Annotated in this window: 13 protein-coding genes; 1 reads left to right on the top strand and 12 read right to left on the bottom strand. The window is 52.4% G+C overall.

The window, feature by feature from the left end; translation table 11 throughout:
* Positions 1 to 16: 16 nt before the first annotated feature.
* Positions 17 to 2014, top strand: coding sequence for a DUF3604 domain-containing protein (locus EYC87_RS04775; RefSeq protein WP_279251848.1), 1998 nt, complete (start codon positions 17 to 19; stop codon positions 2012 to 2014).
* A gap of 32 nt (positions 2015 to 2046) precedes the next feature.
* Here the strand turns inward: EYC87_RS04775 and EYC87_RS04770 are convergent, their stop codons facing one another.
* The 12 genes from EYC87_RS04770 to EYC87_RS04715 form a co-directional block, all read right to left on the bottom strand.
* Positions 2047 to 2193 carry a hypothetical protein gene (locus tag EYC87_RS04770; protein ID WP_279251847.1) on the bottom strand — a complete coding sequence of 49 codons (147 nt, stop codon included), beginning with the start codon at positions 2191 to 2193 and terminating at the stop codon, positions 2047 to 2049.
* A gap of 71 nt (positions 2194 to 2264) precedes the next feature.
* Entirely contained in the window at positions 2265 to 4010 is a 1746-nt protein-coding gene (locus EYC87_RS04765) for a tetratricopeptide repeat protein (protein ID WP_279251846.1), read from the bottom strand.
* Positions 4011 to 4012: 2 nt separating this feature from the next.
* Entirely contained in the window at positions 4013 to 4708 is a 696-nt protein-coding gene (locus EYC87_RS04760; protein WP_279251845.1) for an energy transducer TonB, read from the bottom strand.
* On the bottom strand, positions 4705 to 5115 hold the full coding sequence (locus EYC87_RS04755) for an ExbD/TolR family protein (RefSeq protein ID WP_279251844.1): 411 nt from the start codon (positions 5113 to 5115) through the stop codon (positions 4705 to 4707). Before EYC87_RS04755 ends, EYC87_RS04760 begins: the two co-directional genes overlap by 4 nt.
* Entirely contained in the window at positions 5112 to 5648 is a 537-nt protein-coding gene (locus EYC87_RS04750; protein WP_279251843.1) for a MotA/TolQ/ExbB proton channel family protein, read from the bottom strand. Before EYC87_RS04750 ends, EYC87_RS04755 begins: the two co-directional genes overlap by 4 nt.
* A 3-nt stretch (positions 5649 to 5651) precedes the next feature.
* Complete coding sequence (locus tag EYC87_RS04745; RefSeq protein ID WP_279251842.1) at positions 5652 to 7004, bottom strand: MotA/TolQ/ExbB proton channel family protein; 1353 nt, start codon at positions 7002 to 7004, stop codon at positions 5652 to 5654.
* A complete protein-coding gene (locus EYC87_RS04740; protein WP_279251906.1) occupies positions 7001 to 7759 on the bottom strand; it encodes a DUF3450 domain-containing protein in 759 nt (252 codons plus the stop codon). The genes EYC87_RS04745 and EYC87_RS04740 overlap by 4 nt, the downstream gene beginning before the upstream one ends.
* 89 nt (positions 7760 to 7848) lie before the next feature.
* Positions 7849 to 8823: a LysR family transcriptional regulator gene (locus tag EYC87_RS04735; protein WP_279251841.1), complete on the bottom strand. Its 975-nt coding sequence runs from the start codon at positions 8821 to 8823 to the stop codon at positions 7849 to 7851.
* 266 nt (positions 8824 to 9089) lie between these two features.
* Positions 9090 to 9731, bottom strand: a complete 642-nt coding sequence (locus EYC87_RS04730) for a DUF3313 domain-containing protein (protein ID WP_279251840.1) — start codon at positions 9729 to 9731, stop codon at positions 9090 to 9092.
* A gap of 77 nt (positions 9732 to 9808) precedes the next feature.
* Positions 9809 to 12205: an efflux RND transporter permease subunit gene (locus tag EYC87_RS04725; protein ID WP_279251839.1), complete on the bottom strand. Its 2397-nt coding sequence runs from the start codon at positions 12203 to 12205 to the stop codon at positions 9809 to 9811.
* A 21-nt stretch (positions 12206 to 12226) separates the two neighbouring features.
* Positions 12227 to 13312: a WD40/YVTN/BNR-like repeat-containing protein gene (locus EYC87_RS04720; RefSeq protein ID WP_279251838.1), complete on the bottom strand. Its 1086-nt coding sequence runs from the start codon at positions 13310 to 13312 to the stop codon at positions 12227 to 12229.
* 81 nt (positions 13313 to 13393) lie between these two features.
* Complete coding sequence (locus EYC87_RS04715) at positions 13394 to 14755, bottom strand: DUF1329 domain-containing protein (RefSeq protein WP_279251837.1); 1362 nt, start codon at positions 14753 to 14755, stop codon at positions 13394 to 13396.
* Positions 14756 to 14800: the final 45 nt, after the last annotated feature.

Genomic DNA, 14800 nt, shown 5'->3' with positions numbered 1-14800 from the left:
AAAAAGTGAGTCTTACATGATGGTTTTCCATCGATTTGGCATTCTTTGCTTACTACTGCTGACTTTGCCGAGCACAGCAAAAGAGTCATTTGAACGCACTGAGCTCCGAGAACCCTGCCGCGACCACCAGTTGACGCGCCAGGCCCTGTTTGGCGACCTCCACGTACACACTAGCTACTCCTTTGATTCTTACCTTTCCAGTCAGCGGCGCGATCCCTGGGATGCTTATCGATACGCCAAGGGCGGTGCAATCATTCTGCCCGACGCCAACGGCGATCAAACCATTGAAGCGAGAATTGGCAGGCCATTGGATTTTACTGCGGTAACGGATCACGCTGAGTTTTTCGGTCAGATCAATGTCTGCACACTGGACGATTCAAAACTCGGTTACTGGTGGCCCCACTGCATGATGACCCGAGCCAGCAACATTTGGTTACAACTGCTTGCTGCCAATTGGTGGACAGATCTGGGCGGCCAACTGGAAGATCCTCCGAGTAAATCTTTCGCCTGCAGCGTTTCTGATTGTGACAAGGGAGACAGGGAAACCTGGCAGCAGACCCAACAGGCCGCGGAGGATCACTATGATCGCAGTGAAGAATGTGGCTTCACCACCTTTGTCGCCTACGAATATACCGAAGCATTTGACCAAAACAATATGCACCGTAACGTCATCTTCAGAAATACCGAGGTGCCCGCAATGCCCGTCTCAGTTTACGACACCGGTTACGACAGTTTCCCCAGTCTGTGGCGGCAACTGAGAACGCGATGTACCGATCAGGACAACACCTGTGATGTGCTCTCCATCCCACACAATTCCAATCTCGCCGGTGGCCGCATGTTCAGGGACCCTGAAAATGAGCGCGAAACGCTGGACAGGTTGTTTTTCGAACCCGTGGTTGAACTGATACAGCACAAGGGTGCATCGGAATGCCGTTTCGATCGACTGCGTAAAATGGGGCTGGATACCATCGATGAGGCCTGTGACTTTGAACAAATTCCCGCAGACAACCTGAACATGATGGGGACTGTGCATGGAAAAGTACGAACCGATCGGGCGCTGGAAGTTCCACTAGAGCAGTTCGCGCGCCGCAACATGGTGAGAAATGCACTCAAGGATGGCCTCAAAATTAAGCAACAGACAGGCACCAACCCCTTTGTGATGGGCTTCATCGGCAGCACCGATTCCCATAGTGCAGCCCCCGGCAGTGCCGAGGAAAATAACTACGTGGGCCACCTGGGAAGACGCGATGCCCAGTACACCAACGTTCAGGATCATTTCTTCTCAAACCCCGGTGGTCTGGCTGTAGTTTGGGCGGAAGAAAATTCCCGCGATAGTATATTCGCGGCAATCAGGCGCAAAGAAACTTATGCCACTAGTGGCACTCGACCCAGCCTGCGTTTCTTCGCTGGCGACCTCGCGGATGAGCTTTGTCAATCCTATGACATGCTGGAACAAGCCTATGCCAATGGAGTTCCGATGGGTGGAAATATTCGCGGCCTTAACGAAAGCCCGGACTTTCTGGTCAGCGTACAAAAAGACCCTGGAACACAGGGAAGTGCTGGTACGGATATCCAACGAGTACAAATCATCAAAGGCTGGGTAGATGAAAACGGAGTCAGTCGCGAACAGGTTTTCGATATCGCCGGTCGCAAAGACAACGGAGCGGGAATAAACCCTGCCAACTGTGAGCGCGTCGACCAGGGCATGACCCAAAGCTGCAAGGTATGGCGTGACCCACAATTCAAGGTGAACGAAGATTCGTTCTACTATGTTCGGGTTTTGGAGAACCCCAGCTGTCGCTGGAGCACATTGCAGTGCCAGGCAGCGGGTGTAAATCCGTTTGCAGAGAACTGTGCCAGCCAGGCAGAAAAAGCAACGGCCCTGGCCCAGGCGTCTGGCGCGACTGGCGATGTATACAGCAAATGCTGTATTGACCCCACTAGCGCTGCCTTTTATTCCCCTACTCTGCAGGAACGAGCCTGGTCATCTCCAATCTGGTACCACAGCCAGTAAGGGCTTTTCACTCAGTGCCAGCAATCCAGTCATCAACAACCTGAATAGGGGCCATTGACCACACCGCCTTCTGGCCCCAGATCAAACATAAGATCGCGCTTACGACCATTGGTGAAAATCGCGTGACGGCCGGTGGTGGCGATGGACTTTCCCGCGGCGATAATGCGAGGCCCAATCACTGCTCTATTGTAAAAACACTTGGAAAAAACGAAAAGAATACATTCCGATCTGCCATCTTCGCCTAAGCTGTTTATTCTATTCCCACCTGTAACTCAATTGTTACAGGCTTCCCCTGCTTTACCACCAGCCGGTAGCCGCCAGTTGCCTTATAGCCAGAGGTCAATATATCCCGGGTAAATTCCTCCAACATTCCTGAGGAGGCTGTTCCATCAAGCGCGACAACTTTCCATGCACATCGAAATTCTTTGGCATTATAAATCCGGTATCTACCCTTCGCCTGCGCCGACCCACGAATTGGCATCGCCAGGCGTAAGTCTTCTCCTGGTATACCCAAAACGTGCACGGAGCCATCTGCTGTCCCTGCGGCTTTAACCAGACTAACGTTCAAGCGCCCCGCCAGGGAACGCACCTGCGGCAACAAATCAGCCAGAGATTCACTATGGCTGCTATAAAAAAATCGCATCTTGGCAATCGTTTTTACAGCGACCGGGTCACCGCTTGCAACAGGGGCAGCGGCAATCTCCGTCATTGGGTCTACTGCAAGTGCTGGCTCACCTAAATTTTTCTTCAGGGGCTCTCTCTTACCTTCAGAGCCATAGCAGGGCCCCCTCACACGTCGCAATTCGTTTTCAGTCGCTGGCTGCGCATCCATAAATGAGAGCCACTCCGCCGCCTGGGCATTGGCGCCGCCCACCAGTGTCGCGTTAATAAATGCCCTTCGAGCCTCTGGCGCCCTATCCTGCTTTAATAAACTCACACCCAGCAGTAAGTTAGCCCGGCTGACAAACCTGTCCTGTAGCCGCTCTTCGCAAGCTTCAAGCAGTGTCGACTGGACGGGCAGCCACTCTTCCTCTTCCATTTGCAGTTGAGCCAGGTACAAGTACAGCTCGGTATCACCACTAATTTGTGCTGCGGTCACCAGCGCGGCCTTGGCCTTATCTCGTTCCCTCGCTTGCAACCAAAGCTCAAACAACTTGCGCTGGTTGACGGCATCAGCCGAAACAGCGTCCTGTGCAATCGCATTTTGCAGAGTCATTGCTGCACCATAGGGATTGCCACTTACAGCCTGTAAATCTACCAGCAACAAAAGTTCTGATTCGATAAAAGGAACCCTCTTTTCAAACGCAAGACTAAGGTGGTCCAAAGCCTGTTTCTGCTTGTTTTGTTGCAGGTAAACTGAGGCCAGTTGATGCCAGTTCTCTGGATTATCAACCTCAACTTTAAGCAGCTGTTTAAGAATATTTTCACATTGCTCATAAGCGCCGGCTCGATAGTAGAGTGCGAGAGCCTGATGCAATTGCTGCACTTCGAGCTTTAAGCCATTAGCTTGAATTCCATCAAGCGCGACCACCACCGCCACGTAGTCGCCCATACGGTAGTGCGCCTGCGCCAGCAGTAAAAAATCTCGAGAGTCAGGGACCAGGTCAATATTCAGGGCGCGCTGTAAAACAACCGCGGCCAGGGAGTGATTGCTATCGAGCAAATAGACCTGAGCAAGTTCGCGCAGCATTTCCCGGTTGGCTACATCCGACAGACCCGCTGCGTCTAACGCCTCTTCGTAATAGGCGATTGCGCTGGCGTAGTCTTTTTGCTGCACATAATGTCGTGCGAGAAAGCGGCCGGCACTGGACTTTGCGTAGGGATCTTCAATACTACTAATCTGCTTCTCAAGCTCTGCAACAGACATCTCGGAACCCCTGCCCATCTCTCCTAATGGGTCGAGCATGATTCGACTGCGGTATTGTCCCTGTTCCTGCCCAAAAGTGACCGGCGCGAACAAGCAGGCAAGCAGCAATATGAATTTGAGTCCGGACACGGTCAGTCTACGTTGGGAATGTTGTTAGGGAAATCCTGCCAACGAACATCGACACGCTGGGTCAGTACCACATTGGCAGAAGATTTACCGGCGAACTTCACCGAATACTGCCAATCCTCCACAGCAGCAATCACTTTTTCCTCGAATACACCGCGAGGTTTTGCATCCAACACGCGTACATCACGCGTATCGCCACCGGGCGTCACCGTAAACGCGACCAATACCCAACCCGTTATCTTATTCTGCCAGGCGACATTCGGAACATTGGGCTTACGCGTATTGTAGGGAACCACTTCCACAAACCCTTTGGCATCCTGTCCACCACCGGGGATAACAACACCAGCGGCACCCAACGGAGCCTTAAAATTATCACCCACTGCGCGAATATCAAGATCGCCAACACCCAGATCCAGTGATGGCATTTCAAGCGCCTGCTGTGGCTGGGGTGTTGGCGGAGCCATTTGCAACTGCTCCATCAAAGGTTCCTGCTGCGTCTCCTGGGGCGCCTCATTCATATCCTCGAATTCTTCTGTTTCAGGCTGTTGGCGCAGAATCTCCACCTTTTGATAGACCGCCAACTGCAGGTCCTCGCTCTGACCGCGCTTGATCAGACTTTGCATAAACAGAAAAATCGCCAGACTAATTACCAGGGCACCAGCGAAAGCAGGCAATAACCTGAAGGGAATACTCCTCGTCATTGCGGGCCTTTATCAGCTGCAATAGCAATACCTTCCACTCCTGCGAGGCGTACTTGATCCATCACCTCCACTAACATGCGGGTAGAAGCCTCGCCGTCCGACTGAATGATGACCGAACCTTCGGGGTTATCGGCGTGCAAGCGCGCTACGATGGCGCGAACGCTACGGGGGTCCACCGGTCGTCGATCTATCCAGACTTCCCCATTGGCGGTGATGGCAATGAATATATTGGCACTCTCCTGTGGCGCAGCCGTGTCGGCCTGGGGCGTTGATACAGTGACGCCCGACTCTTTTACAAAGGACGTTGTAACAATAAAAAAGATGAGCATGATGAACACGATATCCAACATGGGCGTCATATCCAGCTCGGTTTCATCAGCCGGAGGAAGGTGGCGTCTGGCAATCATTGGGTCGCCCCCCCTGCTGTGTCTAGCAAAGGCATTGCATCGCGCAGAGCACTGGCACGGCGATCCGCCAACTGACCCAGGCGAACGGTAAAATAGATTCCCGTAAGAGCCACAACCAGCCCGGCCATGGTCGGAATGGTGGCCCGATAAATCCCCCTTGCCATCGCTGGGGCATCGTCGTTTCCACTCACGGCAATCACTTCAAATACACCGACCATTCCCAGTACCGTACCCAATAAGCCAAGCAAAGGGCACATAGCAACGAGTACACGGATCATCGACAGTTGTGCGTGAAGTTGAACTGACGATTCGGACACCACCGACTCGCGAATCTTTTTGGCCTTCCATGACCTGCGATCCGCACGGCCTTGCCATTCACTGATCAAGGTCCTTGCTTGTGGGGGCCAGGTCAAACGCAGAAACCAGACTCGCTCTAAAATCAACAGCCAAAGCAAGAGGCAGGTGAAAAACAACAGCCATAACACTGGACCTCCCTGATCCATAAAGTCGGTGACTTCATACCAGAGCACCATTGATCAGGGCTCCTGCTTTTCAGCTGAGCGCGCTAAAACACCGGCACACTGTTCATCCAGCCGCTGGACCATGACCCTCGATAAGTAAGCTACAACACTGTGACCAAACAACAAGGGTATGGCAACAACCAGGCCTAAGACAGTGGTCATCAATGCCTGGGAAATCCCCCCCGCCATTAACTTCGGATCACCGGTGCCGAACAGGCTAATAGCCTGAAAGGTCAGAATCATGCCCGTCACAGTGCCCAGCAGGCCTAGCAGAGGTGAGGTTGCAGCGAATAGTTTGATCAGTCCATTGCCTCTTTCCAGCGCCGGTATTTCTGCAAGAACCGCCTCGTCCAGCTTGAGTTGCACGAGCTCATCATCCTCCACTGAAAGGCCCTCAACGGCCAGCAGTACCCTACCCAGGGGATTACTCGCTGTGGGGACGGACACAGTGCGCAGCTGACGATTGATACGGCGAGAAACACCCAGCAAATAAACCAAGCGCCAAAGTGTCAGCGCTATGCCCAACATCCCCAGGCCAATAATGATAAATCCGATGGTTCCGCCCTGCTCTATGCGTTCGCGTAAATCTGGGGTAAAACTGAGCATGCCCAATAGACTGCCGCGAGTCGGGTCGATCGCCAGTGTGTAAATACCACTATCAGCCTGTGCAAACTCACGAGCCGCGTTGCGATAGCGCATCGGCGGCTGCCGACTCAAGGACAGTAATTCGGCGGTCTCGGGGACATAGCGTAAAAAGTCTCCACTACTCCAGGCGGAAAACACGCCAACTCGCAGAACGTCAACCGATTGCATCGCACCCGCACTGTCGATCACAGCCGCCGGAAATTGCGCCACCTTGCCAGACTCCGTCATATCCTCCTGCAATAGCAACCAAAGGGCCTGTATTTCTTCAATGCTGGCCTGAATATCGGCGTCTGCCAGAGCCTGCGCCTGCTCTAGTCTCTTAGGAAATTGAGCGCTGACCATCGACTCCCTTAGCACCGCAGAAAAATCACCGGCGAACTCACGAAATGTGTTGGAAACATCGCCCATATCGCCCACTACCCCGGAAAGCTCTTTCTCCAAGCGGGCGAGCTCATCTGCATTTTTATCGGTGATTGCCAGCAGTGGCTGGTTTTCCTGCTGATACTTCTCGAAATCACTTCGTGCTTTTTGCAAGAGCTGCTGCTGTTGCCGTTTATCAAACAGAAACTCGCGTTCACGCTGTCGATTAAGTTCACGCTGCTCAGCTTGCTGCTGTTTGACCGCTGTCAGTAGTTGATCCAGGTCCTGGATTTGCTGCTCAGCCAGAGAAGCGACAGGTAGCCAACAAGCAATAACGAGAGTCGCTGCTATCCATTGCTTCATCGCGGGCCTCCCTGCGCCATAAGGGGCAATGCCATTAACTGCGGCGCCGTTTGGCTACGCGCCACTCGCATCGCCTGAGACAGTGAGCGGTTGTGCTCTGCCTCTAACGTCAGCCAGGACTGGGTATCGCGATCCCAATAGGCACTGCTTTTACGGTCCAGACTCTGGTAAAACAGCGCGACTCGCCCCAAACGCAAATACTCAACGGAAAAAGTTTCCCCCTCAAGGTTAAGAGGGCCTCTCCAGGCTTCTACAGTTCCGCTATAACCCTGTTCGATCTGATAGGTTTCCAGGAGCAAGCGAAACCGTGCAGATACTGAGATGTCCGTCCTGTCCAATCGCTGCTTCAGTTGCAGCACCGCCGCAATACGCTCCTCCTGGTGAAAGGGTAAATCGAGCACAACAAAGCTTTCCAGCGCATCGACCATTGACCGCATTAGCGGAACAATCCGCTGACGGGTTATTCTCGATTGTGCTATCTGGCGATTGAGAGAATCAATTTGTTGCTGTTGAGAGACCTCCAACTGCTCCAGTTCCCGGGTATAGGCCTGCTCGTACTCCACACTCTCTTTCAGGCTTCGGTATTCCTCCAGCAGAAGACGAGTCTCTCGAGATAGTACATCCACTCTTTGTTGTGAGACCACGGCGCTGGTCGTAGTGTCTGTCACAACCTCTAGGCTATCCTCCAGTTGCTGAGCACCGGCCAGCCCCGTCATGAATGTCAATCCACATACAGCAATTGCAAATTTTTGCATAGCAATGGTTAAGCGGTCTTCGTGCAAAATATGGCCCTCTATTCGATTCAAAAGCAGGATAGCAGCTCGCCTCTCTTTCAGTAAGCCAGCTAGCGTAGCTTGCGAAGTTCTGCCAGATCAGGCAGCCCAAATTTGTGCCTGAACTCTTCAGTAAGCTCAAGTACCTGTTGATAAAAGAACTCGTGCGGCGCAGATCCCAGCACCCGTTGATGACGCACCGCGACATACTTGATTGCAAATGCCCCCACTCCGGGTAGAGGCAGAGCTACCATGTCTCGCGACAAATTAAACTGTTCAATAAACATCGGTGGGGCAGGAAACAGGTAGTCGGTTTGACTGACAATTTGCACAGCAGTCTGTAAATCATCTGTTTCCACGTGAGGGTCCGCACGTCGCTCGTACTCTAAAATTGCTGCTGCGTTGCCCTCGTGAAATTTCAATTCACTCAGATCAGTAGATAGCAGCGCTACCTGGGGATAACGGGCGACATCGTCAATGCCAAACTCGGTGCCCTCCAGTGGATGCCCCCTGCGCGCCAGCAACACCGGTTGAGCAAAAGCCAAAGTACTTATTTCAAGGTCCTTTGGATACTGTAGTCGTTCGACCTGCAGCGCAAAATCGAGTGCCCCATCTGCCAATTGCTCAAACGGTTGATCGGCGCGGGAATAGGCACGCACTTTTAGCCCAGGCGCGGTTTGCGCGAGCTTGGTAATCAAAGAGGGAAGAAACCACACGCCCATATGTCCCTGCACCAGCAAGTTCATATGCCCTTTATACGCGAGCGGATCAAACTCTAAAGGCTGGACCATTCCCTGCACCGCGCGCAACACTTCCGGCAACGTTAAGCCCAGTTGTTCCGCCCGAGGCGTAGGCACCATGCCAGACCCGCGGCGCACAAACAGCTGATCATCGAACAAATCACGCAGCCTTCCCAAGGTTTTACTCATGGCCGACTGGGTGATATAGAGACGCTCAGCCGCGCGGGAAACAGACCGCTCCTCCAACAGCGCTTCGAGCGCCACCAGCAGGTTTAGATCTAGCTGACCCAGGTCCCTAATCTCCATTTAAGCTCCCACCAATATGACGATTAATGAATTTAATTCATATTAATAATGACTTATCGCCATTTGAAGAATAAACATTCAGACCCTACATTAGACCCGTGGCCGGAAGAACCAACACCGGCGATCACTAAGAGGTTCATCATGGTCTACGTTATTTCAATCGCAGTAATCGTTCTCGGTCTCGGGGTGTGGCAAGAACAGATAGGCTCCGGTCACTCGGAAAGCGATCTGGGTTCTGAGCGCCACGGCCAGCCCTCACAAACCACCTAATGCCCCGAAATCCGGGTATGTAGCAGCGCGGCCCAACTGTTAAGCAGGTTGGCCATATCCACACCCGCTGCCCGCGTCCACTGCAATGCACCAATGGCCTGACGGTCTCGCACAACAGCGAGTAACTGGCCTGACGCCTCATCGAACAAGCGAAACTCTACCGACACATTCACAACTTCCCGATTGGCACTTGAAGCCGAGCCCACGGTCAGCGCTGAGGTATTTGAAGAGCGACCGGGGCTGATCCGGGTTAGCTCGGCCTCTACCCGCAGACCCTGCTCGCGAGTTTCCTCCCGCGGATAATCACGAAACGCGTGACCAGTGGCATTACCCCATGCTTGCGAAAGCTTGACCTGACGTGCGGGTGTCATCTGCCAATCCCTGCGATTAGTCCCTGTTACTGTCGTGCCGGTAACGTCGGCTTCTGCCGAGCGGAAAGGCTCAAAAACAACAGCTCTATAATCCGCTAGGTTGGCTCCCGGCAGGACGTAGGCTTTTTCAAAACCAGTGGCGCTCACCGAGTGCAAGCCCTCAACGGCAAACTCCTGGGCGGGTTGCTCATCAATCGATGGCGCAGAACAGGCACTGATCGCAATTACAACGAACAGGCAGGTGGCTGAGCGAACCAGATATTTCATTACACTCTCCAGACTATTGAGGAGACAAAAAAGCGGCCAGCGAGATACCCCGGTGGCCGCTTGGTTCAACTGTTATTTTATGCCTCGGCGACTTCTTTATTGGGCTTGACCAGGAAGCAAGCCAGAGCCGGCATCAAAATTAAGGCACCGAACATATTCCAGATGAACATGAAGGTCAGCAGGATACCCATATCGGCCTGGAATTTAATGGGCGAGGCCGCCCAGGTAATCACCCCGGCAGCTAATGTGATACCAATCAGCGCCACCACACGTCCGGTGAAGTTAAGCGTCTCGTAATAAGCGGTAGTCAGATCCATGCCCTGCTTCTCTTTTGCCAATATCACCGTTAACACATAGAGCGCGTAGTCCACCCCGATTCCCACGCCGAGTGCGATTACCGGCAGAGTGGCAACCTTCACGCCCATACCTAGCCACACCATCAGAGCCTCACAAAGAATAGAGGTGAGCATGAGGGGCAACACCGCGCAAATCACGCCGGGCACTGAACGGAAGGTCAGCATACACAGCACGATAACCGCGCCGTACACGTAGAACAGCATTTCACGATTGGCCTTCTTCACCACAATGTTGGTCGCGGCTTCGAAGCCTGAGCTACCTGCGGCTCCCATGAACTCAATCTTCTCGACCTCGCCCCATTCCTCATTAAACGTATCCAGGGCAGTGACCACCTGTTCCAGGGTCTCAGCCTTATGGTCTGCAAGATAAATCAGCATAGGCCAAATCGAACAGCCGGGATCGACATACTCCAGAGTCACCAGCTCGCTGACCGCATAGTTAACCGTATCCTGATTGCGGAACAAGGACTGCCATTTAGGGAAGCCCTCATTAATACCCATCATAATTTCGCGAGTTCGAACGTTCAGTCCCCTCACATCTTCCACACCGGGAACCTGTCGCAACTGCCACTCGAGCTCATTAGCCAGATTCAAACCTTCGAGATCGATGCAGCCATCGGGAGCTGTCTTAATAATGATGGCAAAAACATCAGTGCTAACTGAATAGTTCTCAGTCATAAACGCCACGTCTTTATTGTAGGTTGAATCGGCACGTAGTTCGGGCGCGCCCTTATCGAGATCACCAATTTTCAGGTCCATTGCGACATACAAACCCACCACCGCAAGAAGCACACTGACGGCAATTGCCGCGGCAGCAGGACCCGGCTTGGTGAAGGAGAGCAGGAAACGCCAGACAATGTGCATTTCCTCCGCACTTTTAACTGGGCGAGCGGCACGTTCTGCACACTTGCGCCCGACGCCAGTGTAAGACAGCACGATAGGTATCAAGATGAGGTTAGTGAAGATCAACACCAACACACCGATACTCGCCGTAATCGCTAAATCCTGAATCACCTGAATCTGGATAATCATTAATACGGCGAAGCCGACTCCGTCGGACAACAATGCAGTGACCCCTGCAAGGAACAAGCGTCTGAAGGTGTAGCGGGCAGCGATATAACGGTGAGTGCCGCGACCAATATCCTGCAACACGCCGTTGAGCTTCTGGGCACCATGGCTAACACCAATAGCGAAAACCAGGAACGGTACAAGAATAGAAAACGGGTCCAGTTCGTAACCGAGCATCGACAAAATGCCCAACTGCCAGGCAACCGCCACCAGAGTACAGGCAATCACCATCACTGTTGAACGGAAACACCGTGTGTACCAGTAGAGTAACGCTGTCGCGATAACAACGGCGACTGCGAAGAACACCATCACTGCGAACAACCCGTCGATAAGGTCAGCAATCAGTTTGGCGAAGCCAATAATGTGTATAGATTTGTCCGAGCTACCTTCGGTAAATTGAGCGCGTATTTCTTCTAACTTATCGCCTAGCTCAGAGTAATCCAGACGCTCACCCGTTTCCGGGTTCTTATCGAGCAGCGGCACAATAATCGCAGCTGACTTCTCGTTGTTCGCTACAAGGTCGCCCATGATTCCGGCGCGACGAATATTGCGCTTCACCTCAGCGATAGAACCGTCAGAACCATCGAAGTTACCTGGAATGACCGGGCCGCCCTCAAACCCCTGTTCTGTCACCACTCGCCAACGCGTATTCGGCGTGAACAGAGATTTCATGCCATTTCGATCGACGCCAGGAATAAAAAATATCGCGTCATTAACCTCTTCGAGAAACTTCAGGTTCTCCGCCGAAAAAATGGTGCCTTTTTCTACCGCGACCACAATACGTAAATTGTTTCCAAGGCCCTTAAGGTCGTTCTTATTAGCCTCATAATTGATAACAAATTGATGCGCCTTGGGCAGGGTTTTTTCAAAGCCCGCCTTGAGTTCAATTTGAAAAGCCTGAAAACCCAAGACCAGGGTAACCAGCGCGCATATCAACATTACTACTGCGCGATTGTTAAAAACCAGTTTTTCGAGGAAAGTTCCCGAGTCGTAATCAAATTCGTTCAGATCCGAAATTACCGGAAGTTCTGACTGTTCTACATGCGCCATGGTGTTGTCTCCGATAATTTTTTATTGGTTTGGAAGAGCGAGTTTCTGAATGCCCGCTGGGCCACCCACCAGTATGCTGCCTTCTGGGCCTTGTTCCACGGTGTAGACGCGATTGCCGCTGGATACGGGCAAATAATTAAAACTTCTACCGTCATCGACACTAAACAGAATTTCACCTGCGATGCCTGCGAAGAGCAGCCGACCGTCATCCAGTTTGGTAGCCGCCACAATAGAACTACTGGGTGGTTTTATGACCTCCTCCCAGCTCTGGCCTTCGTCTTCTGTGCGAAACATACGACCGCGCAAACCGCCGAGGACCACGGCTCCGCTATTAGAGGCTGCGCTGGCAAAGAAGCTACCTTCCCAGGGGACTGTTTCGACCAGCGTCGCCGTTTTGGCTTCGACATCACCAATCATAAACAAACCTGCTTCGCCGCTAAGGAAAAAGCGCTTTTCGCCTGCAAGCGGAGCAAAGTCAAAAACATGATAAAACGAATCATTTTCGGTTGTTTCCAAGACGTGAATCCAGTTTTCACCACCGTCTTCTGTCTTCATAATCATGCCGTAAGCACCAAAGGCATGGCCATGGCTTGGGCTATGGAAAAAGACCCTGAACAACGGCTTATCTGCCCCCTGGTCTACAGCAAACTGCATCTCCTCTACCAGGTAAGGAAAGTCCTCATTGTCGGGATTTTTCTCGGCAAGGTCAGAGTAATAGACCAGCCCCTCCGAACCATAGCGTAAACCGTCATATTGCTTTGACCAGCTTTTACCGCCATCGCTTGAGTGCAGAATAATGCCCTCATGCCCGACAGCCCATCCAAGCTCAGGTGTGGGAAAGTGTATGTCGAGAATACTGCTTCTGACCGGAACGTCGGCCTGCTGCCAATTCATTCCATCCTCAGAGATCAGAATGTGACCGCGATGCCCAGTGGCGTAGAAGCGACCATGAAACTCTCTAATCGTGTAAATCAGCGACTCGCTTGCCAGTTCACTCTTGCTTGCCGGAAGTTCGAGCACGTCATAAGTCTTGGCGTATGTCGTCGCTGCGACTGGAGCCAGCAACCCTGCAAGCACGATACCGATTAGTGCGCGTCTCATTCCCATGGACTTACTTCCCGTTTTATCCAATAAATTAAAACCAAAAAAGGGGCGCTGCCGAAACAACGCCCCCTGTATCAGGCCGCCCTAGCGTACACCGCCGCGGGCCATTCCTTTAGGGCTGAACCAGCTGTCTTTCTGGTCAACACCGTTTTTAAATCCACCGGGCGATGGTTTGGTATTCAGGTTGTATATCCCCTGAACCAGGTCATAGGCACCGTAGGCGAAATGATAGTTGGACTTGATGTCATATAAGTTCGCTCCGTAAGCGAACTGAACGCGCCACATGTTGCCCTGGCCGTCATAGTTCTCCGCAGCCAAACCTGCCCAGCTATCTTCATCGATGTAGAAACGACGCTTGCTGTAAAGATGGCGATTACCCTCTTTCAGCGTCGCTTCAATAATCCACATACGATGCTTTTCCCAACGCACTACCTCGGGGTCAATGAACTTCTCCCCTAACGTGTCCTTAAGTTCGCGCTGAAACACAAAGTCATAAGAAGAGTAAGGAACGATCATTTCCTTCTTACCAACCAGCTTCCAGTCGAAACGCTCAGGGGAACCGTTGATGATGAACGAATCATCGTAGGTAGAGGTTCCCGCAACACCGGGGTTTGGCGTATCGAAGTTTACGGCTGGCGCCAAACGAACACGACGCTGTCCTGTCAGGTACTGCCAGGCCTTACGACCCTTACCTTGGGTAAAGTCAGCTCCGGGCTCGTGCACCAGCAGAATTTCTCCAGCGCGTCGGGCAGGTGCCTTGTAGTTAATTCGCAGCTTCAACCAGGGAGTATCGTCCATGATACTTTCTGGCGACTTATACATCGGCAACACATTGCCCATCAGGCCCGTGGTGGACAAGATTGGCTTACCATTAGAGCTCACATAATAAGTATCGTACTTAACCGTGTGGTCAGAGAGATAACGAGTCAGATGATTCCAAAGCACTTCCAGTCCGCTTTGAGGCAGCGGAAAAGGTACACCCGGGTAAGCGTTTGCAATTCGTTGGCCACCGTCTTCAAGGGTGGCGCCAGTGGCGTTTTTCGCGGTGTTGCTGTAGACCCATTCCGGTACGACAAAGTCGCGCTTGGTGGGATATACATTCATTTTAAAACCGTCGGCGCCCAGCTTTTCGAACATCGCTTTGGAGCCTTCAGTAAGTACCTCCGCGTATTCCTGGTAATTGCTGCCGTCAATCGTATACAGCGGCTCTTCGCCCGGATACGCATCTACGTAGTTGTCAGACCCAGCAACGAAGTCTGGTGGAATGGGCGTACCCGCAGGATTCCAGGCGGGAATACTGCCGTCCGCATTCGGGCCAGCCTCGGCGCCCATTGGCGTGAGGTCCACACCCAAACGTGCCGCTTCCTCAGTGGAAACAGACGCAAGCGCAGTGGACGTCACTAAGCTGCTAAAACATAACGCAGCCAGAGTTTTTTTGTACATCATCTTAAGATCCTCTTATACGATACATAAATCGTCTTGCAAATAGAC

The organism is Candidatus Seongchinamella marina (assembly GCF_026262685.1).
GTDB lineage: Bacteria > Pseudomonadota > Gammaproteobacteria > Pseudomonadales > Halieaceae > Halioglobus > Halioglobus marinus.
Note: the sequence above shows the minus strand (reverse complement) of the source record. Positions and strands in the feature narration are given on the sequence as shown.

Excerpts from the sequence above, each read along its gene's own strand:
- EYC87_RS04775 (WP_279251848.1), top strand. The coding sequence starts at position 17 with ATGATGGTTTTCCATCGATTTGGCATTCTTTGCTTACTACTGCTGACT.
- EYC87_RS04760 (WP_279251845.1), bottom strand. The coding sequence starts at position 4,708 with ATGACGAGGAGTATTCCCTTCAGGTTATTGCCTGCTTTCGCTGGTGCC.
- EYC87_RS04755 (WP_279251844.1), bottom strand. The coding sequence starts at position 5,115 with ATGATTGCCAGACGCCACCTTCCTCCGGCTGATGAAACCGAGCTGGAT.
- EYC87_RS04750 (WP_279251843.1), bottom strand. The coding sequence starts at position 5,648 with ATGGTGCTCTGGTATGAAGTCACCGACTTTATGGATCAGGGAGGTCCA.
- EYC87_RS04745 (WP_279251842.1), bottom strand. The coding sequence starts at position 7,004 with ATGAAGCAATGGATAGCAGCGACTCTCGTTATTGCTTGTTGGCTACCT.
- EYC87_RS04740 (WP_279251906.1), bottom strand. The coding sequence starts at position 7,759 with ATGCAAAAATTTGCAATTGCTGTATGTGGATTGACATTCATGACGGGG.
- EYC87_RS04735 (WP_279251841.1), bottom strand. The coding sequence starts at position 8,823 with ATGGAGATTAGGGACCTGGGTCAGCTAGATCTAAACCTGCTGGTGGCG.
- EYC87_RS04730 (WP_279251840.1), bottom strand. The coding sequence starts at position 9,731 with ATGAAATATCTGGTTCGCTCAGCCACCTGCCTGTTCGTTGTAATTGCG.
- EYC87_RS04725 (WP_279251839.1), bottom strand. The coding sequence starts at position 12,205 with ATGGCGCATGTAGAACAGTCAGAACTTCCGGTAATTTCGGATCTGAAC.
- EYC87_RS04720 (WP_279251838.1), bottom strand. The coding sequence starts at position 13,312 with ATGGGAATGAGACGCGCACTAATCGGTATCGTGCTTGCAGGGTTGCTG.
- EYC87_RS04715 (WP_279251837.1), bottom strand. The coding sequence starts at position 14,755 with ATGATGTACAAAAAAACTCTGGCTGCGTTATGTTTTAGCAGCTTAGTG.